At 71.6% G+C, this 18624-nt stretch carries 18 protein-coding genes; 7 read left to right on the top strand and 11 right to left on the bottom strand.

Going from position 1 to position 18624, the window contains the following annotated elements:
* Positions 1-21: 21 nt before the first annotated feature.
* Positions 22-447 carry an OsmC family peroxiredoxin gene (locus P5G46_RS13585; protein ID WP_239276642.1) on the top strand — a complete coding sequence of 142 codons (426 nt, stop codon included), beginning with the start codon at positions 22-24 and terminating at the stop codon, positions 445-447.
* Positions 440-1354 (top strand): TIGR01777 family oxidoreductase, encoded by a 915-nt coding sequence (locus tag P5G46_RS13580; RefSeq protein ID WP_239276643.1) that lies wholly within the window; start codon positions 440-442, stop codon positions 1352-1354. The genes P5G46_RS13585 and P5G46_RS13580 overlap by 8 nt, the downstream gene beginning before the upstream one ends.
* Positions 1355-1387: 33 nt before the next feature.
* Here the strand turns inward: P5G46_RS13580 and P5G46_RS13575 are convergent, their stop codons facing one another.
* Positions 1388-1837, bottom strand: a complete 450-nt coding sequence (locus tag P5G46_RS13575; RefSeq protein WP_239276645.1) for a tetratricopeptide repeat protein — start codon at positions 1835-1837, stop codon at positions 1388-1390.
* Positions 1834-2646 carry a 4-hydroxy-tetrahydrodipicolinate reductase gene (gene dapB / locus P5G46_RS13570; protein WP_239276646.1) on the bottom strand — a complete coding sequence of 271 codons (813 nt, stop codon included), beginning with the start codon at positions 2644-2646 and terminating at the stop codon, positions 1834-1836. The genes P5G46_RS13575 and dapB overlap by 4 nt, the downstream gene beginning before the upstream one ends.
* Before the next feature lie 83 nt (positions 2647-2729).
* On the opposite strand from dapB, the gene P5G46_RS13565 reads away from it, so the two are divergent.
* Positions 2730-3203, top strand: a complete 474-nt coding sequence (locus tag P5G46_RS13565; RefSeq protein ID WP_239276648.1) for a GNAT family N-acetyltransferase — start codon at positions 2730-2732, stop codon at positions 3201-3203.
* A gap of 31 nt (positions 3204-3234) precedes the next feature.
* On the opposite strand, the gene P5G46_RS13560 is transcribed toward P5G46_RS13565, so the two are convergent.
* The 3 genes from P5G46_RS13560 to P5G46_RS13550 all read right to left on the bottom strand — a co-directional run bounded on the left by P5G46_RS13560 (position 3235) and on the right by P5G46_RS13550 (position 7465).
* The gene (locus tag P5G46_RS13560; protein WP_239276649.1) at positions 3235-3837 is read right to left on the bottom strand and encodes a histidine phosphatase family protein; all 603 of its coding nucleotides are present in this window, start codon (positions 3835-3837) and stop codon (positions 3235-3237) included.
* A gap of 79 nt (positions 3838-3916) precedes the next feature.
* Complete coding sequence (locus P5G46_RS13555; protein ID WP_239276650.1) at positions 3917-4942, bottom strand: aldo/keto reductase; 1026 nt, start codon at positions 4940-4942, stop codon at positions 3917-3919.
* Positions 4943-5167: 225 nt separating this feature from the next.
* Complete coding sequence (locus P5G46_RS13550) at positions 5168-7465, bottom strand: polyribonucleotide nucleotidyltransferase (RefSeq protein WP_375094472.1); 2298 nt, start codon at positions 7463-7465, stop codon at positions 5168-5170.
* 303 nt (positions 7466-7768) lie between these two features.
* Between P5G46_RS13550 and P5G46_RS13545 the strand changes: the two genes are divergently transcribed.
* Positions 7769-9052: an aggregation-promoting factor C-terminal-like domain-containing protein gene (locus P5G46_RS13545; protein WP_408905899.1), complete on the top strand. Its 1284-nt coding sequence runs from the start codon at positions 7769-7771 to the stop codon at positions 9050-9052.
* A gap of 12 nt (positions 9053-9064) precedes the next feature.
* Here the strand turns inward: P5G46_RS13545 and P5G46_RS13540 are convergent, their stop codons facing one another.
* Positions 9065-11029: a glycosyltransferase gene (locus P5G46_RS13540; protein ID WP_239276655.1), complete on the bottom strand. Its 1965-nt coding sequence runs from the start codon at positions 11027-11029 to the stop codon at positions 9065-9067.
* A gap of 133 nt (positions 11030-11162) precedes the next feature.
* Between P5G46_RS13540 and P5G46_RS13535 the strand changes: the two genes are divergently transcribed.
* On the top strand, positions 11163-11780 hold the full coding sequence (locus tag P5G46_RS13535) for a DedA family protein (protein WP_239276656.1): 618 nt from the start codon (positions 11163-11165) through the stop codon (positions 11778-11780).
* A gap of 66 nt (positions 11781-11846) precedes the next feature.
* On the opposite strand, the gene P5G46_RS13530 is transcribed toward P5G46_RS13535, so the two are convergent.
* Positions 11847-12608, bottom strand: a complete 762-nt coding sequence (locus P5G46_RS13530) for a fructosamine kinase family protein (protein ID WP_239276658.1) — start codon at positions 12606-12608, stop codon at positions 11847-11849.
* 46 nt (positions 12609-12654) lie between these two features.
* On the opposite strand from P5G46_RS13530, the gene P5G46_RS13525 reads away from it, so the two are divergent.
* On the top strand, positions 12655-13434 hold the full coding sequence (locus tag P5G46_RS13525; protein ID WP_239276659.1) for a DNA/RNA non-specific endonuclease: 780 nt from the start codon (positions 12655-12657) through the stop codon (positions 13432-13434).
* 32 nt (positions 13435-13466) lie between these two features.
* Here the strand turns inward: P5G46_RS13525 and P5G46_RS13520 are convergent, their stop codons facing one another.
* The 3 genes from P5G46_RS13520 to P5G46_RS13510 form a co-directional block, all read right to left on the bottom strand.
* Positions 13467-14069, bottom strand: a complete 603-nt coding sequence (locus P5G46_RS13520; protein ID WP_239276661.1) for a class I SAM-dependent methyltransferase — start codon at positions 14067-14069, stop codon at positions 13467-13469.
* A gap of 74 nt (positions 14070-14143) precedes the next feature.
* Positions 14144-14788 (bottom strand): CE1759 family FMN reductase, encoded by a 645-nt coding sequence (locus P5G46_RS13515; protein ID WP_239276662.1) that lies wholly within the window; start codon positions 14786-14788, stop codon positions 14144-14146.
* A gap of 1 nt (position 14789) precedes the next feature.
* Entirely contained in the window at positions 14790-15995 is a 1206-nt protein-coding gene (locus P5G46_RS13510) for an LLM class flavin-dependent oxidoreductase (RefSeq protein WP_239276666.1), read from the bottom strand.
* Positions 15996-16157: 162 nt separating this feature from the next.
* On the opposite strand from P5G46_RS13510, the gene P5G46_RS13505 reads away from it, so the two are divergent.
* Positions 16158-17258, top strand: coding sequence for an acyltransferase family protein (locus P5G46_RS13505; protein ID WP_375094476.1), 1101 nt, complete (start codon positions 16158-16160; stop codon positions 17256-17258).
* A gap of 85 nt (positions 17259-17343) precedes the next feature.
* Here the strand turns inward: P5G46_RS13505 and efeB are convergent, their stop codons facing one another.
* On the bottom strand, positions 17344-18624 hold the full coding sequence (gene efeB / locus P5G46_RS13500) for an iron uptake transporter deferrochelatase/peroxidase subunit (protein WP_408905898.1): 1281 nt from the start codon (positions 18622-18624) through the stop codon (positions 17344-17346).

Raw genomic sequence — 18624 nt, 5'->3', positions numbered from 1 at the left:
CGCGGAAACCCGGAGGTTCGTATGACCGTCACGAGCGAAGCCAGCACCGCCTGGAAGGGCAGCCTGTTCGAGGGGTCCGGAGAGGTCACTTTCACCTCGTCGGGAATCGGCACGTTCGACGTGAACTGGAAGGCGCGGAGCGAAGGCTCCAGCTCGGTGACCACGCCCGAGGAGCTGCTCGCCGGCGCCCACTCGTCGTGCTTCAGCATGGCGCTGTCCAATGCCCTCGCTGACAACGGCACCCCGCCCGAGTCGATCGACGCGACCGCCTCGGTGACCTTCAAGCCCGGAACCGGCATCACGGGCAGCCACCTGAACGTCAACGCCGTCGTCCCCGGCATCGACGCCGCGACGTTCGAGAAGATCGCCAACGATGCCAAGGCGAACTGCCCCGTCTCGCAGGCCCTCGCCGGCATCGACATCACGCTCGAGGCCACGCTTGCCTGAGTCCTCGGCCCGACGCGTCGTCCTCGCCGGCGCGTCGGGCCTGATCGGGTCCGCCCTCGCTGATTCCCTGCGCGCGGACGGCGTGGAGGTCGTCTCCCTCGTCCGTCGAGAGCCGACCGGCGCGCACGAAGTCCAGTGGCTCGAGGACGCCTCTCCGCTCGACCCGGGTGTTCTCGCGGGCGCGGACGCGGTCGTCTGCTTGAACGGGGCCACGATCGGCCGGTTCCCGTGGACCGCGTCGTACAAGAGCACGCTGCTGTGGTCGCGGATCACCCCGACGCGCACGCTCGCCACCGCCATCCGCGAGCTGGGAGACGACGCTCCGGCACTCGTGAACGCCTCCGCGACCGGCTACTACGGTTCTCAGCCCGGCGCCGTCCTCACCGAGGACGCGCGGCGCGGCGAGGGCTTCCTCGCCGACATCTGCGGCGAATGGGAGAACGCGGCACGAGCCGCCGGACCGCGCGCCCGCGTGGCGATGCTGAGGACGGCGCCCCTCATCCACGAGCGCGGTGTCCTCAAGCCCCTGCTTCTGTTGACCAAACTGGGCGTGTCCGGCCCCATCGGCCGGGGGACGCAGGTCTGGCCCTGGATCACGCTCGACGACGAGGTGCGAGCCATCCGCCACGTCATCGACTCCGATCTGGACGGAGCGGTCAACCTGTGCGGTCCGACCCGCGCGACGGCGAATGACCTCGGCTTCGCGCTGGCGCGCCGCATGAACCGTCCCTACGCCCTGCGGGCACCGGTCTGGGGGATGAAGCTCGCGCTCGGCCGCGACGCGACCGAAGCGCTGCTGACATCCGACGCCGACGTGCGGCCGGCCGTGCTGGAGAACAGCGGCTTCACGTTCACGCACACGACGGTCGAGGACGCCGTGGCCTCCGCCGTACCGGCCACGCGATAGCGCCGCGACCCGTCTAGCCGGACGGCGGACCGCTCAGCGCTTGCGGTCGGCCGCGTCGAGCGAAATGGCTTTGCGGACCGCTTGGCGGGCGCGGCGGCGGTCCCCCGCGGCGTCGTACGCCAACCCCAGCCGATACCAGGCGCGCCAGTCGCCGGGGTGAGCCTCGACGTCGGCGCGGTAGGCGGGGAAGAGCAGATCGGCGTCGTCGCGCGTCGCCCTCCCGCTCGGCCGCACCTCGATCTCCTCGTGCGGCAGCGCGCCCTCGGCATCCAGCGTCTCGCCGAGCTTCTGCGCGCGGACGCCGAACCACAGTTCACGGCCGATCGCCCATAGCGCCAGGAGCGGCAGCACGAGGAGGGCGACGCCCATCGCGACGCCGACGCCGTCGCCACTGGTCAGAAGCACGATCGCACGCTGACCGGCCAGAACGACATAGAGCAACAGCAACGCCGTCATGACGGCGACGGCGACACGCGTCCTCATGCGCTGGTGACGCCGGCGACCTGACCCGACACGTCTTGATCCGCGACCGGCGCTTCCGGACGCGCGGGGCGCGTGCGCACCCCGATGTCGATGAAGCTGTCGAGTCCGATCACCACGCCGCGGGCCTCACGAGCGGCCGCCATCGCGATCCGGATGCCGGGAGCGTAGGCCGTCGCCGGATCGATGGTGTCGTGCACGATCGTCAGCGACTCCCCCGCCCCCGAGAGGACGGTCTCCTGCCGGGCGATGACACCGGGCCGCCGCAGCGAATGGATCGGAACCGAGGCGACCTGCTGACCGCGGGCGCGTTGATCCACGTGCGGCGACTGCACCGGCCCCACCTTCTCGCGGGCAGCGGCGATGAGTTCGGCCGTCCGCACCGCGGTTCCGCTGGGGGAATCGACCTTCGTCTCGCGATGGGCCTCGACGATCTCGATCGAGGGGAAGAAAGGGGCCGCGGCGGCCGCGAGCGCACTGCCCACGACGGACCCGAGCGAGAAGTTCGGGATGAACACGACACCGGTGCCGCTGGCATCCACGAGCGGTCGCACGAGGGCGATGCGCTCATTCGACCAGCCGGAGGTTCCCACGAGCACGTTGATGCCGCGCTCGATGGCCGCACGCACCACGTCGATCGAGACCGCGGGGGTGGACGCGTCGATCACCAGGTCGGCGCCGTCGAGCTCGGCGAGGTCTGAGCCCGAGCCGAGCACCGCCGAGACCTCGTACCCCTCTTCGGCCTCGACGACGTCACGGATGACTCCGCCGAGCTTCCCGGTTCCGCCCACGATGGCAACGCGTGTGGTCATGCTGCCAGCCTAAGTGGCGGCACGGTGAGCGGGCCGGTCCTGTCCACAGACGCGCCGAGCCGGCCCTCGCCTAGCATCGGAGGGTGGTCTCGATTCGCACCTCCCCCGTCGATGCTCCGGACGCCCACGCACTGCTCGTGGAGTACTTCGCCCTCCGCGCCTCGATCTTCCCCGGTGGTCCCGGCGCCTACCGGACGGTCTTCCCGCTCCCCGCGACGTTCGTCGAGCCCGCCGGTGTCTTCGTCGTCCTCGACGACGACGAGGGACGGCCCGTCGGGTGCGGCGGAATCCGACGCATCGCCGATGGACCGGACGGCCCCCGCGATGAGGTGAAGCACCTCTTCGTCCGCGACACCGGCCGCGGGCGCGGGTGGGGACGCCTCATCCTCGAGGATCTCGAGCGCCGTGCGCGCGAGCGCGGCGCCGCCGAACTCGTGCTCGACACCCATCACACCCTGGATGCCGCCGGAGGGCTTTACGCACGATCGGGCTTCCACGCGATCCCCGCGTACAACGACAACACGAACGCGACACGCTGGTACGGCAAGTCGCTGTGAGTCGCGCGGTCGTCGAAGCGCCGCGCGCGTTCTAGACCGGCAGCGGGTCGACCAGCCCGGTGCGCAGCTCGACCGGCAGGTGCGACAGGTCGTTGTGCGACAGCAGAGTCCAAGGTCGGCCCTTCTTCTGCGCGATGACGGTCAGGCCGCAGTAGGCCTGGTTGATCGTCATCCACCGCCAGTCGGGGGCCTGCAGCACTTCGCGGACGAACCACGCGATCACGAAGTTGTGCGTGATGAGGAGCTCATGCACCTCCCCCGTCTTCCGAGCGAGGAACTCCGCGGTCGCGTCGGCCATCTGCGCGCGCCCCGCCTCCACCTCCGCCTCGGTCACGGCGCCGAAGAACGGCTCGTACGCGGCCGGGGTCTCGGGCGTCATCCCCGTCGGCACGCAGTCGAAGAGCAGAGCGGATGCCTCGGGCGACACCGACGGCAGGCGTTCGGCGACCGCACGGGCCGTCTGCGCGGCGCGCTCGAGAGGCGAGTGCCACACGGCATCCAACGGCAGCCCGGACAGGCGGTCGGCCAGCAGCCCGGCCTGACGCTGACCGCGCGGAGACAGTGGCCCGTCGGTGAGTCCGTGCTCGGCATCCTGGTGCTCGCCATGGCGCACCAGGTAGATGTAGTGCGTCACGTCAACTCACCTCGTCGTCAGTGTGCGGGCCCCCCGCAAAACACTTCCAGCCTACGTCACACCCCCGACACGCGGCCGGTCAGTCCGCGGCGCGGGCGATGTCCGACAAGTGTGCCCGGCTCAGACGCACGCCGACCGCGCGCATGCATTCCACGACGTGGCGCGGCGCGAAAGCGTTCACGATCGGAGCCGTGACCACTTTCTGCGCGAGCAACCAGGCCACCGCGACAGCGGCATCCGGAATCCCCAGCTCTTCGCCGATCGCGTCGAGCGCCCGCAGCACCCGCGAGCCGCGGCGATTCAGATTCGCGGCCAGCTGCGAGCCGCGCACCGAGCTCGTCTGCTGCCCGCGCGTCCGAGTCTCGCCCGCGAGGAAGCCGTGCGCGAGGGGGTGCGAGGGTGTCACCGCGATGCCCTGCGCGGAGGCGATGAGGCGAAGGTCGCCGTCGAACTCGTCGCGCCGCAGGACGTTGTAGGGCACGTCGAGCACCGTGACCCGCGGGTAGCCGGCCGAGGAGAGGATGCGCGCTTCCACCAGCTGCGCCGCGGTGTAGCCGTGGGCCCCGATCGCGCGCACCTTGCCGCTGTCGACGAGCCACTCGCACGTGGCGAGGGTGTCTTCGAGCACCGCCGGATCACCGCGCACGGAGTCCAGCGACAGCACGTCGATGCGATCGGTGCCCAGGCGACTCAGCGACCCCTCGACGGCCCGAACGAGGTTGACGGCACCGAGTCCGGGGTTGTCGGGGTGTCGCCCCACCCGCACCGTCAGGACGGTGTCCTCGCGCGTCCGGCGCGATTGCATCCAGGAACCGATGATGTACTCGCTGCGACCGGCGGCGTAGCTGTCGGCGGTGTGGACGGCGTTCCCGCCGAGCTCGACGTAGGTGTCGAGGATGTCGTGACTCACCTTCGCGTCGACGTTCCACCCGAACTCGCCCCCGCCCAGGAACAGCGGGAAGACATCGAAGCCCGTCTCACCGAGGGGAACGCGCACGTGGGAGCCGAGGCCGGGCCCCTGAAGAGTCACCGGTGCGGACGGGTGCGGCACACGATTCCGACGCAGGGGCGGCGGCGCCGTCTCGTCGACGCCCGAGCCGCTCATCGGCTTCTCCTCGTGCGCCGGAGACCGGACGCCGGCGGCGCCCGCTTCGCCCCCCGACGCGTATTTCGAGGGTAGGGCCTGGCCGGCCGGTGGCTGCCGATTCTCCCGGCTCGGCGGTAAACATTGCATAACGCTTGGTGTCACGCGCATCGCACGCACGCGGAGCGGCAGAATGCACGGATGCCCGCCCCGCACGAAGCGGGACGGGCATCCGGTGACGCGGGATCAGCCCTCGGCGGGAGCCTCGGGGCCTTCGCTGGCGGCCGCGGAGCTCTGCGTGTCGGCAGGCTCCGGGGTGGTGGCTGCCTCGTCGAGCACGGGCTCGAGCGACAGCTTGCCGCGGTCGTCGATCTTGGTGATGCGCACCAGGATCTTGCGGCCGACCGACAGGACGTCTTCGACGTTCTCGACGCGCTTGCCGCCGGCGAGCTTGCGGACCTCGCTGACGTGCAGCAGGCCGTCCTTGCCGGGCAGGAGCGAGATGAACGCGCCGAACGTCGCGATCTTCACGACCGTACCCAGGAACTGCTCGCCGACCTCGGGGTTGGTCGGGTTCGCGATCGCGTTGACCTGCGCACGGGCAGCCTCGGCCGAGGGGCCGTCGGTCGCGCCGATGTAGACGGTGCCGTCCTCCTCGATGGAGATGTCGGCGCCGGTCTCGTCCTGGATCGCGTTGATCGTCTTGCCCTTGGGGCCGATCAGCTCACCGATCTTGTCGACCGGGATCTGCACGCTGATGACGCGGGGCGCGGTGGGCGCCATCTCGTCGGGCGCGTCGATCGCCGCGTTGAGCACACCGAGGATCGTGAGGCGCGCCTCGCGGGCCTGCTGCAGCGCCGCGGTGAGCACCGACGACGGGATGCCGTCGAGCTTGGTGTCGAGCTGGATCGCCGTGACGAACTCGCTCGTACCCGCGACCTTGAAGTCCATGTCGCCGAGGGCGTCTTCGGCGCCGAGGATGTCGGTCAGCGCGGCGTAGCGCGTCTGACCGTCGACCTCGTCGGAGACCAGACCCATCGCGATGCCGGCGACGGGGGCGCGCAGCGGCACACCCGCGTTCAGCAGCGAGAGGGTCGAGGCGCAGACCGAACCCATCGAGGTGGAGCCGTTGGACCCCAGCGCCTCGGAGACCTGACGGATGGCGTACGGGAACTCCTCGCGGCCGGGGAGCACCGGGACGAGAGCGCGCTCGGCGAGGAAGCCGTGCCCGATCTCGCGACGCTTCGGCGAGCCCACGCGCCCGGTCTCACCGGTCGAGTAGGGCGGGAAGTTGTAGTGGTGCATGTAGCGCTTGCTCGTCGTGGGCGAGAGCGAGTCGATCTGCTGCTCCATCTTGAGCATGTTCAGCGTGGTGACGCCCAGGATCTGGGTCTCTCCGCGCTGGAAGATCGCCGAGCCGTGGACGCGCGGGATGACCTGCACCTCGGCGTCGAGCGGGCGGATGTCGGCGAGGCCACGACCGTCGATGCGCACACCCTCGGTGAGGATGCGACCGCGCACGATCTTCTTGGTGACCGACTTGTACGCCGCGGAGAACTCCAGCGGCGCGCCCGCGGGAAGCTCGCCCGCCTCGACCGCGGAGATAAGATCGGCCTTGACGCGGTCCTTGACGGCGTCGTCGGCGTTCTGCCGCTCCTGCTTGTCGGCGATCTGGTAGACGCCGACGAGGTCGTCGTACGCGCGGCCGGCGACGAAGTCGTAGACCTCGGAGCTGTACGCGGGGAAGACCGGGTAGGGCTGGATCTCCTTGGCGGCAGTGTTCGCCACGACGTTCTGCGCGGCGACGAGCTCGCGGATGAAGGGCTTCGAGGCCTCGAGGCCCTCGGCCACGACCTGCTCGTTCGGCTTGGTGGCGCCGCCCTTGATGAGGTTCCAGCTGCCCTCGGTGGCCTCGGCCTCGACCATCATGATCGCGACGTCGCCGTCCTCCAGGACGCGACCGGCGACGATCAGGTCGAAGACGGCGTCCTCGAGCTGCGCGGCGGTGGGGAACGCGACCCACTGGTCGGCATGCTCGCCGTGACCGGGGATGAGCGCGAGGCGCACACCCGCGATGGGGCCCGAGAACGGCAGACCCGAGATCTGGGTCGACAGCGACGCGGCGTTGATCGCGAGGGCGTCGTAGAACTCGCCCGGCGCGATCGAGAGCACGGTCACGACGATCTGCACCTCGTTGCGGAGGCCGTCGACGAACGACGGGCGCAGCGGACGGTCGATGAGACGGCACACGAGGATGGCCTCGGTGGACGGGCGACCCTCGCGGCGGAAGAACGAGCCGGGGATCTTGCCGGCGGCGTACGAGCGCTCCTCGACGTCGACGGTGAGCGGGAAGAAGTCGAAGCCTTCACGCGGGTGCTTGCCGGCGCTGGTGGCCGAGAGAAGCATGGTCTCTTCGTCGAGGTACGCGGCGACCGAGCCCTGCGCCTGCTGCGCGAGACGACCGGTTTCGAAGCGAACCGTGCGGGTACCGAAACGGCCGTTGTCGAGAACGGCCTCTGCGGCGGTGATTTCCGGACCTTCCAAGAGGTCCCTCCTTCTTTGTTTAGGCTCGCCGCCCCGTGTGGGCGACGAGCAGACATGCGAAGGAGCAGGAACAGGCAGAAAGGGCGCGCCGACACGTCGACCCGGAAATCCCGGCGACTGGCCACCAGTAGACGACCACCCGGCGTCATGACGGGGAGTCCACCACAGGGGACCAGCGTCTGCCGGCCTGCTCCGTGAGCTCATCTTGAGTTGAGCGGATGCCATGGCGGCACCCTCCGAGAGCCTATCAGGGCGGGGCATCCGCCGGTGGTTCTGCGGCGAGGCGTGCCGTACCCTCGCCTCATGGGCCTCAGACGTCACACGCGTCACATGGTTCTGGCGTGTGCCCTGGCGTGCGGCGCTGCCATCGCCGCACCCGCGACCGTCGCCACCGCGACGCCTTCTCGCCTCGTCGCGGCGGAGGACGGGGATGCCGCCGTGCGGGAGATCCAGAGCCAGCTCGATGCCGCGGAGGCAGCGGCGTCGGCCGCGTCGCGCGACGCGCTCGACGCCTCGGCGACCGCCGAACGCACGCGGCTTCTAGCCGAGAGCACTGCGGAGCGAGCGGAGGCGCTGACCGCCCAGAGCATCGCCGCCGACGCGGCCGGGGCGGCGGCGAGCGCGCGCGCGGGCGCGAGCGCGTCCCGCCTCTACCGCACGACGGCCGGCGGACCGCTCGTCGCGCAATTGCTGACCACGGCCGACCCGGAGTCGCTGCTGCCGCGCCTCGGCATCCTGGATCGGGTGACGACGGTGACGGCTCGCACGGCGGGCGAGGCCCGCAGCGCCGCCGACGTCGCCGCGTCGCTGCGCGCACAGGCGGACGCCGCACGGGTCGAGGCCGCCCGCCTGGCGAGCGCAGCGGAGACGACCGCCGCCGAAGCGCGGGCACGGGCGGATGCCGAGGCGACCACGGTCGCGCAGACCCGGACCGAGCTCGACGACCTTTTCGGCCGGTTGGCCGCGCTGCGCGCGACTTCGGTCGCGCAGGAACGCGCCGCGCGTCTGGCCCAGCAGACCGCGGCGCAAGCGGCCGCACTGGGTGGGGCGACCGGGGGTCAGAGCGGTGCGCCGGCGGGCGGCGGGTCCGCCGTCGGAAACGGCGGCGGTTCGGGTTCAGGCCCGTCCGGCGGGTCGGGTTCGCCCGGCTCGTCCGGCTCGTCCGGCGGAACGGGTGCCGGCGGGTCCGGCTCGACGGGAGGATCGGGCTCCGGCGGGTCGACTTCCGGTGGATCCGGCTCCGGGTCGGGGGGAACCACCGCACCGGCGGGATCCACCATGACTCCCGCGCAGGCCCGCGACCACGCCCGTGGCGCCCTCGGCGGCTACGGCTGGGGAGACGATCAGTTCTCCTGCCTCGTCTCACTGTGGAACCGGGAGTCGGGGTGGCGCGCCGACGCCTACAACCCGTGGAGCGGCGCCTATGGCATCCCGCAGGCACTCCCGGGAGACAAGATGGCCGCGGCCGGTCCGGATTGGCGCACGAACGCCGCGACCCAGATCGCGTGGGGCCTGTCGTACATCACGTCTCGTTACGGCTCCCCCTGCGCCGCGTGGGCCCACTCCGAGTCCACCGGCTGGTACTGACGCGCCCGGCGATCACGACGAGGCGCGCTGCCGCTGTCGGTCGCCGCGCGTGGGCAACTCGACGTAGCCGGTGTGCTTGGGAAGGATGCCATCACCCGCGGTCCGTCCACGGACGCGCCGCCACACCCACGGCAGGGCGTCACGCGTGAGCCAGCCGGGCTGCGGCACGTCGTCGTCGGCGTGGAGCGCCTCGTCGAGGCCGGACAGCTCCCCCGCGTCCGGCACCCCGAGGGCCTCCGCGGCGCGGTAGGCCACCAGACGATGCCCGCGCGAGCGCAGGTGGACGAGGTCGTCGGCCCACAGCGGAAGGTCGCCGATCTCGGCGACCGCCTCGAGGTCGAGCAGGATCGCGCCGTGCGCGCGGGCGATGCGCCGCAGCTCGACGTTGTACGCCGCGAAGCGACGGGCGAAGATGCGCGCCGCCGCGCGTCGGGGCAGGAACGTGGTGGCCAGGAGCACGTCGGCACCGGTGCGGCGAACGGCCCGGACGGCCGACTCGACCTCGGCCACGAGGGCGGGGATCACCGGCGCGGGCCCGACGAGGTCATTCGCCCCGATGAGGATCGACACGAGATCCGGCTCGAGCGCGAGGGCCGCGGGGATCTGCTCGTCGATGAGGTGCCGCACGCGGCGGCTGCGCACCGCGAAGTTCGCGTACCGGAAGGGGCCCTCGTCGCTCGTGTGCGCCAAGAGCTCGGCGAGACGGTCCGCCCAGCCGCGGAATTGCCCGGTGGGCATGCGCGAGGCGTCGCACAGCCCCTCGGTGAGGGAGTCCCCGAGCGCGACGAAGCGCGTCCAACGACCGCGCGACCGGGGGGCGGGCACTTCGGGGCGCGCTCCCGAACGCACCAGCATCCCGTCGTCCATGGACCGCAGCGCCGCCGCCTCGCGGTAGTGCCCCACCAGGTCGCCCGTCAGCGCCTCCCACGTGCGTCCGGCAACGGCGTCCCGCGCCGCGCGCGCGAACGCTCGGCGCTTGGACTCGTCGCCGACGAGGTCGGCGACCCGGGCCCGCAGATCCTCGAGGTCACCCGGACGGTAGAGCCAGCCGTCGACGCTCGAGCGCACGAGGTCCAGCGGCCCGCCGACGCCCGTCGCCACGACGGGCACGCCGCTGGCGAGGGCTTCCTGGATCGTCTGTCCGAACGTCTCGCTCTCCCCCGGATGGACGAACACGTCGAACCCGGCCATCGTCGACGCCAGCGCCTCCCCTGAGAGGTGTCCGGTGAAGACGGCATCCGGGATCGCCCGCTCCAGCGCGGGGCGGGAGGGTCCGTCGCCCACGATCACCAGACGCGTGCCCGGGAGGTCGGCGAGCGCGCGCAGATCGTCGACCTGCTTCTCGGGGGCGAGTCGCCCCACGTATCCCACGATGCGTTCCCCGGACGGGGCGACGGCGGCGCGCCAGGCCTCGTCGCGGTGCTCGGGGGCGAAGCGGATGGCATCCACTCCCCTGCCCCACCGGCGCACGCGGTCCACGCCCAGCCCTTCGAGCTGCCGCATCGACGCCGACGACGGCGCGAGCGTGAGCGTCGCGCGGCGGTGCAGCCGCGTGACGTGCCCCGCAACGAGAGCGGTCGCCTGCGGGAGTCCGTACTTCTGGGCGTACGCGATGACATCGGTCTGGTAGACCGCGACGGAGGGGATCTTCAGCGCATCGGCGGCGGCGAGGCCCTGCCAGCCGAGGACGAACGGGGATGCCAGGTGCACGACGTCGGGGCGGAACTCGCGCAGCAGGGCACCCAGGCGTGCCGCGCGCGCGAACACCACGCGGACCTCGGGGTAGGACGGCAGCGGCACCGACCGGAGCAGTTCGGTGCGGGCGCCGTGCAGGTCGGCGGTGACGTCGCCGGATTTGGGGGCGATCACGAGCGTCTCGTGGCCCGCCTCCGCCAGATGGCGCAGGACATGGAGAACGGAACCGGTGACCCCGTTCATGTGCGGGAGGAAGGACTCGGCCAGCAGCGCGACTCTCACGCCTCCAGGGTGGGACCCCGCGACACGTCGTGGTGTCGATCACGGCCCGACGTTCGCGATGTTCACCGGATGCTCCGCGTCGCGTCACCACCGCGTGGGCGCCGCGTCTCGATCGACGACCGAGAGTGACGGGGTGGACGGGATCGACGCAGGGCTCGAGGCGATCGCGGCGAGCCCGTGGGCGCTGCCCGCGATGGCCGTCCTGGTGCTGGCGGATGCGTTCCTCGTGGTCGTTCCGGGAGAGGCGGCCGTCACCGCCTTCGGCGCCCTCGCCGTGGCCCACGGCGCCCCTCCGCTGGCGGCGGTCATCGCGGTCGCGGGGGCAGCGGCGTTCGGCGGCGACCTGTGCTGCTACCTCGTCGGGCGGGCGGTGGGAACGCAACGCTGGGCATGGATGCGCGGACCACGGGTCCGTGCGGCACTGGAATGGGCGCGTGCACGGCTGGAACGCAACGCCGCGGTGGTGCTGTTCACCGCGCGCTTCGTGCCGTTCGCGCGGCTCGCGGTGAACCTCGCCGCCGGCGCCGCCCGCGTGCACCCGCCACGCTTCCTGGGCATCGCCGCGGTCGCGGCCCTGGCGTGGGCGACGTATCAGGCGGTCATCGGCGCGGTCGTCGCCGCTCTCGTACCGGGCGGGCCGGTGGTGGCGGTCGTCGTGTCGGTCGTCGTTGCGGTCGGGATCGGGGTCGGCATCGACGTCCTGCTCGCGCGGCGCGCTCGACGGCGTGCCGCGCGGGAGGGGTCGGCGTAGTCGTCGGGACCGGCCCTCCGGGGCGCCGATGTCGATGTCGCGAGCGCGGATGGCTCCCGGCGGGCTTCAGCCGAGCGCGAGCGTGCGTTCGGCGGCATCCTCGAGCTCATCGCCGTACGCCGGCCCGTGCCCCGCCGCATGGACGGCGAGCGGATGCAACTGGTGGACGGGCACCCTCTGCTGCCACCCCGCGCGGAGGGGATGCCGACGGTCATAGGCCGCGAGGATCCGGTCGAGGAACGGGCAGCCGAACAGCGCGAGCATCGCGAGGTCGGTTTCGCGGTGGCCACCGTGCGCCGCCGGGTCGATGAGCACGACGCCCCGGTCCGACCACAGCACGTTCCCCGCCCACAGGTCGCCATGCAGGCGGGCGGGTGCGTCGTCGTCATCGAAGGCGCCGGCCGCGATGAGCGCGCAGGCCCGCCGGACCGTCCGCGCCCCGGCGTCCGAGAGGTTGCCCGCGGCGACGGCGGGGTCGAGGAAGGGCTCCACGCGCTGTGCGGCGTAGAAGCGCCCCCACGTCGGCTCGGGTCGCGCCGGCTGCGCGCGGCGCCCGATGAAGATGTCCCCCGCCCAACCGGGTGGCGGCGCACCGAACGCCGCAGCACCCGCGTCGTGGGTGGCGGCGAGCGCAGCGCCGAACTCCTCTGCCGCCGCCGCGGTCGGACGTACGGCTTCGATCCGCTCGAGCGCGATGCGCGTCGGACCGGCCTCGAGCACCTGGACCACGCGGGCGCCGCCCGCGTCGGCGAGCCAGCGCAGCCCGGCCGCCTCCGCCGCGAAGAAGTCCTCGGGCGCGTCGTGCCGTGTCTTCACCAGCCGTTCCATCGGTCCAGTCTGTCGCGATGTCGGAGGGCGCGGGCACGATGGGACCATGAGCGACGGCTACGACCCCGATTTCCTCGGCATCCCCCTGCGCCTGCCCTCACCCGAGGTCGAAACGATCCGGCTCGATTACCCGCGCTTCTCGGTCCTGCTCGATCCGGTGCGGCGCTTCGCCGCTCTCACGGCGGTCGTCATCGACGGGGCGACCCTGCGCGACGTGCCGCGGTCGGGCGAGTGGCGGCTCGATCCGCGGGCACCCGAGTCCCAGGCCGGCCCCGACGTCTACAGCCGCAACGACCTCGACCGGGGCCACCTGGTGCGCCGACGTGATCCCGGATGGGGCACGGTGTCGGAGGCTCGGGATGCCACGGCCGCCACGTTCTTCTACACCAACGCCGCTCCGCAGGCGGCGGGCTTCAACCAGTCGAAAGAGCTCTGGCTCGGGCTCGAGGACCACGTGCTCGCCTACGCCGACAGCACCGACCAGCGCCTCGCGGTGTTCACGGCGCCCGTGCTCGACGACGCCGATCCGCCCTACCGCGGAATCCGAGTGCCTTTGCGGTTCTGGAAGGTCGCGGCCTGGCGTTCGCCCGAGGGCCTCGCCGCCGCGGGGTTCGTGCTCGATCAGACCGCCCTCGTCGACACCCGGGAGGGGCTGACGGTGGCCCCGCTCGGCGCCTTCCGCACGTTCCAGGTGCCGATTCGAGAGATCGCGGCTGAGGCGCGCATCGACATGGGAGACCTCGCCGGCGCCGACGTGCTCGCTCGCGCCGGCGCACGAGCGACCGGCGCCCGCGAGGTGGGGGCGCCGTCCGACATCGTGCTCTGACCACCGCGGCGGCGTTTCGACGCCCGGTCCGCTCAGTGCACGCGCACGGCGTGCAGCACCGTATCGACGGCCGGGTGGGCGTGCCCCTCGCGCAGCTCGGCGTCCGCCGTGCCGCGAGTGACGCGCTCGCACCGCTCGACGCGGAAACGCTCGTCGAGTGCCCCGCGGAGGAGCTCCGGCGTGAAGAGGATCGCGGGATCGGACGGTCCGTGCCCGCCGGCGGCGATGTTGTCGACGTCGTGACCGACCACGACGAGCGTCCCGCCTACCGCGACCCACTCGGAGATACGGGCGATGGCCGACGCGTTGTCCGGAAGGTGGAGGTAGCACGCGACGACGAGATCGGCGGATGCCGCCGGCTTCCAGTCGTGCACGTCGGCGCGCACCCACGACACGGCGTCACCGCCGCTTCGAGCCGCGGCGATGGCCAGCGCCTCCGCCGAGAAGTCGACGCCGGTGACGGCCCAACCGCGCTCCGCCAGCCAGCGGGCCGTGCGCCCGTCGCCCGTGGCGACGTCCACCGCCGTGCCCGGACGAAGCGCCCGCGCGATGTCGCGGACCACGGCGGGCGGCTGGCTCGCCCACACCCCGCCCGCGGAGGCGCGGTATCGCTCGTCCCACTGCGCGGCATCCATGCCCTCACCCTAGAGCCGGCGGCCCGGGCGGCACGAAGCCCCGCCCTCCTGAGGAGGGCGGGGCTTTGTGCGGATCACTCGCCCGACAGGCCGCCGAGCAGGTGGCCGAACGACTTCCCGGCGCCGAGGTAGGACGACGGGTCGTACGGGTCGGCATCCTGCACCGGTTCTCGCGCGGCGATCGCATCGGCGAACTCCCGCGCGGCGCGGTCGACACGCGCACCGAGCGGGGCGACCTCGTCGGCGTTGGCTCCCCAGTCGCTGGATGCCGCGAACACCCCGGTCGGCACGGGATTGGCGTGCAGGTAGGTGAACAACGGCCGGATGGCGTAGTCGATCGCGAGCGAGTGGCGCGCAGTCCCCGCGTTCGCCCCGATGAGCACCGGGGTACCGCTGAGGGCCTGCGGGTCGAGCACGTCGATGAACGACTTGAACAGTCCCGAGTAGCTGGTCGAGAAGATCGGCGTCACCGCGATGACACCGTCGGACGAGACCACGGTGTTGATCATCTGCTCGAGAGCGGGCGGCGCGAACCCCGTCAACAGGTTGTCGGTCAGTTCGTGGGCGTAGTCGCGCAGCTCGAAGACGTCGCTGGTGGCCTCGATCCCGCGTTCGCGCAGCTCCGCCAGCGCGGCGTGCGCCAACCGGTCACCGAGCATCCGCGTCGAGGAGGGGGTGGACAGTCCCGCGGTCACGACCGCGATACGGCGGGCGGCCATGTCAGGCCCCCACGCGCGTCGCGGCCGCGCCGAAGGCGCTGCCGGCCTTCGCCGGGGCGTCCTGGTAGGGGCTTCCCGCAACCATGTTGTCGCCGCGGTTCGCGCCGGGCACGGCCTGGCGCGGAGCGGCGCCGGCGTAGATCTTCTCGACGAGGTTCGCGTGCGTCGGGGCGTCGGGCACCTCGGCCGGACGGTTCTTCTGCAGCTCCTTGCGGAGCACCGGCACGACTTCGCCACCGAGGATGTCGAGCTGCTCGAGCACCGTCTTGGTCGGGAGTCCCGCGTGGTCGATGAGGAACAGCTGACGCTGGTAGTCGCCGAACGTCTCGCGCATGGCGGCGTACCGGTCGATGATCTGCTGCGGCGAGCCGACGGTCAGCGGGGTCATCTCACTGAAGTCCTCGAGGCTCGGGCCGTGGCCGTAGACCGGAGCGTTGTCGAAGTAGGGACGGAACTCGCGCACCGCGTCCTGCGAGTTGGCCCGCATGAACACCTGGCCGCCGAGCCCGACGATCGCCTGCTGGGGCGTGCCGTGGCCGTAGTGGGCGAAGCGCTCGCGGTACAGCGTGATGAGGCGCTGGTAGTGCTCCTTGGGCCAGAAGATGTTGTTGGCGAAGAAGCCGTTGCCGTAGTACGCCGCCTGCTCGGCGATCTCGGGGGTGCGGATGGAACCGTGCCACACGAACGGCGGAACACCGTCCAGCGGCCGCGGAGTCGAGGTGAAGCCCTGGAGGGGCGTGCGGAACTTCCCCTCCCAGTCGACGACGTCCTCGCGCCACAGCTTGTGCAGAAGGTCGTAGTTCTCGATGGTCAGCGGCAGCCCCTGGCGGATGTCCTTGCCGAACCACGGGTAGACGGGACCGGTGTTGCCGCGGCCGAGCATGAGGTCGGCGCGTCCGCCCGACACGTGCTGCAGCATCGCGAAGTCTTCGGCGATCTTGACCGGGTCGTTCGTGGTGATGAGGGTCGTGGACGTCGTGAGGATAAGCCGCTCGGTCTGGGCGGCGATGTACGCGAGTGTGGTGGTGGGCGACGACGACCAGAACGGCGGGTTGTGGTGCTCGCCGAGAGCGAAGACGTCGAGACCCACCTCTTCGGTGTGCTTCGCGATCGTGAGCGTGTCCTTAATGCGCTGGGCTTCGCTCGGGGTCTTGCCGGTGGTCGGGTCCTGGGTGATGTCGCTCACCGTCATGACACCGAACTGCATCCCGGGCCAGTTGTTCGTCTCGTTCACGATGCCCCTCCTGTTTCTATGCACCTGAATATACCTAGGAGAACGTTCGGCCGCGCGATCTATTCCCTACCCCATCGGCATCCGATTCTTCCCCCCCGTAGCCCCCGCCCCTGTGGCAAATTATCGTTGCGCCCGATGACCACCCCGGCCGCCCCGACCCCCGCACCGACGAAGCAGCGCGTGCCCTTCTGGGACAACGCCCGCTTCGCCGCCATCGTGCTCGTCGTGTTCGGCCATGCCCTCCAACGGCTGACCTACGACTCGGATGCCGCCGAGGCGCTGTACCTGCTCGTCTACGCGTTCCACATGCCGCTGTTCGCCCTCGTGTCGGGGTACTTCTCGTCCTCCGCCGAGCCCACCCGCGCGCGCATGGCCCGGGTCATCACCGACCTGATCGCGCCGTACGTGATCTTCGAAGCGATCTGGACCCTCACACAGTTCCTCGTGACCGGCCGCACCAACCTCGACCCCGCGCAGCCGGCGTGGACGCTCTGGTTCCTGCTCGCGCTGGCGTTGTTCCGCCTCGTCCTACCCTTCCTCGCGCTGCTGCGGGGACCGATCTGGTGGTCCCTCGGGATCTCGATCGTCGCGGGGTATCTCCCGAGCATCGACTCGACGTTCTCGATCTCGCGCTTCCTCGGATTGCTGCCGTTCTTCACGATGGGCTGGTGGCTGCGCGACCGGGACGTCGTCGCCCGGCTCGGACTGCTCGAGCGGCGACCGGCGTGGCTGCGCACCCTCGCCGTCGCCGTGCTCGTCGCGGCGGGCGCCGTCGCCTTCGCCTTGGTGGACGTCTGGAGCGACGTGCGACTGGGCACATGGTTCTTCTTCGTCGACGCGTACGCGGACCTCGACGCACCCCACTGGTGGGCGGGCGGCGTGCGGCTGGCGATCATCGTGTCGGCGCTCGTGCTGATGAGCGCCTTCCTGGTGCTGGTCCCCCGCCGGAAGACGCCATGGTCGGACCTTGGGAAGTACACGATGTACGTGTATCTGCTGCACACGTTCGTGCTCTACCCGTTCCGGCAGTCCGGAGTGCTGCGCGGGCTGGAACCGGTGTGGCTGTGGATCCCCCTCGTCGCCGTCGCGAGCGTCGCGATCGCCGCGACCCTAGCCAGCCGGCCGGTGCGACGCCTCACCCGCCCCTTCGTCGAGCCCCGGATGCCATGGCTGCTCCGCGACCCCGCCCTCGGCGCGGGCCGCGGCGCCGCGGCATCCGCTCGCCCGTCGCGCTAGAGGTACGGCGCGCCGAGACACGCGCACTGCCCGCGCGCCTCGGCGCACGACGCGCTTGTCGCCCGGCCCCGGCGAGCGCGCCGGCTCACGCGCCGAGCAGTCCCGCGCCGATCGATTGCCCCGCCGCGGGAGCCGGGGGCACGGCCCACAGCCCGGAACCGACGTGCCGGATGTACTCGGCCATCGCGTCGGTCGCGAGGGCGCGCTGCACCGTGATGTACCGGTCGGGACTGCGCTGGAACGACAGGAAGAACAGCCCGGCGTTCAACCGTCCGAGATCGGTGTTGCCGTCGACGAAGTTGTAGCCGCGACGGAGGATCCGGATGCCGCCATTCTGGTCGGGGTGGGCGAGCCGAACGTGACTGCGCGCGTCGATGCGGGGTGTTCCCGACCCGTCGGTCGCGGCAAAATCCGGCGCGGTGAACTCGTCCCCACCCGACAGCGGCGCGCCGCGCGCCTTGTCGCGCCCGACGATTCGGTCCTGTTCCGACAGGCGTACGCGATCCCACGTCTCGATGAGCATCGCGATGCGTCGAGCCACGAGATACGACCCTCCCGCGAGCCACGCCGGACCCTCGGAGGCGGAGACCCACACGTTCTCGTCCAGCGCGGCCGCGTCGTCCGCGAGGATGTTGGCCGTGCCGTCCTTGAACCCGAAGAGATTGCGGGGAGTGGCCTGGTCACTGGTCGTCTTGGACGTCCGGCCGAAGCCGAGCTGAGACCAGCGGATACGGGCGCGCCCGAACGCGATGCGGCTCAGGTTGCGGATGGCGTGCACGGCGACCTGCGGGTCGTCGGCGCACGCCTGAATGCACAGGTCGCCGTCCGAACGTTCCGGATCCAGGTCGTCGCCGAGGAATGCGGGCAGCCGCTCGAGACCCGCCGGGCGCTGAGCGGCAAGACCGAAGCGCTCGTCGAACAGCGACGGCCCGAACCCGAACGTGATCGTGAGGTTGCTGGCCGGTAGCCCCAGGGCTTCGCCGGTGTCGTCGGGCGGGGCCTCGGGCGATCCGCCGACCGCGCCGGTGGCGCTCACCTCGAGTCCCTGCATCATCCGGTTCGCCGCGTACGTCCAGTCCTGCAGCAGCGACGCGACATCGTCCCGCGTCGTGCGGGCCATCATGTCGAAGGCGGCGAAGTGAAGGTGATCCTGCACCGGCGTCGTGATGCCCGGCTGATGGATGCCATCCCCCGACGCCACGGCATCCGCGGTCCGCCGTTCCCGCGCGCGCCCCAGGGCGACACCGCCGGCGATCCCCGCGCCGCCGCCGATCGCGAGGCCCGCGGCACCGGCCCCGACGGCGAGGCCCATCAGTCCGCGGCGAGACAAGCCCGCGGCATCCGGAATCTGCTGATCCTCGCCCAC

This window comes from Microbacterium mcarthurae, assembly GCF_046064585.1.
Taxonomy (GTDB): domain Bacteria; phylum Actinomycetota; class Actinomycetes; order Actinomycetales; family Microbacteriaceae; genus Microbacterium; species Microbacterium mcarthurae.
Note: the sequence above shows the minus strand (reverse complement) of the source record. Positions and strands in the feature narration are given on the sequence as shown.

What these genes read in the sequence shown, in the direction of transcription:
- P5G46_RS13530 (WP_239276658.1), bottom strand. Translation starts at nt 12,608, where the DNA reads ATGGAACGGCTGGTGAAGACACGGCACGACGCGCCCGAGGACTTCTTC.
- P5G46_RS13555 (WP_239276650.1), bottom strand. Translation starts at nt 4,942, where the DNA reads ATGAGCGGCTCGGGCGTCGACGAGACGGCGCCGCCGCCCCTGCGTCGG.
- P5G46_RS13545 (WP_408905899.1), top strand. Translation starts at nt 7,769, where the DNA reads ATGGGCCTCAGACGTCACACGCGTCACATGGTTCTGGCGTGTGCCCTG.
- P5G46_RS13585 (WP_239276642.1), top strand. Translation starts at nt 22, where the DNA reads ATGACCGTCACGAGCGAAGCCAGCACCGCCTGGAAGGGCAGCCTGTTC.
- P5G46_RS13515 (WP_239276662.1), bottom strand. Translation starts at nt 14,788, where the DNA reads ATGGCCGCCCGCCGTATCGCGGTCGTGACCGCGGGACTGTCCACCCCC.
- P5G46_RS13575 (WP_239276645.1), bottom strand. Translation starts at nt 1,837, where the DNA reads ATGAGGACGCGTGTCGCCGTCGCCGTCATGACGGCGTTGCTGTTGCTC.
- P5G46_RS13510 (WP_239276666.1), bottom strand. Translation starts at nt 15,995, where the DNA reads ATGCAGTTCGGTGTCATGACGGTGAGCGACATCACCCAGGACCCGACC.
- P5G46_RS13525 (WP_239276659.1), top strand. Translation starts at nt 12,655, where the DNA reads ATGAGCGACGGCTACGACCCCGATTTCCTCGGCATCCCCCTGCGCCTG.
- P5G46_RS13505 (WP_375094476.1), top strand. Translation starts at nt 16,158, where the DNA reads ATGACCACCCCGGCCGCCCCGACCCCCGCACCGACGAAGCAGCGCGTG.
- P5G46_RS13520 (WP_239276661.1), bottom strand. Translation starts at nt 14,069, where the DNA reads ATGGATGCCGCGCAGTGGGACGAGCGATACCGCGCCTCCGCGGGCGGG.
- dapB (WP_239276646.1), bottom strand. Translation starts at nt 2,646, where the DNA reads ATGACCACACGCGTTGCCATCGTGGGCGGAACCGGGAAGCTCGGCGGA.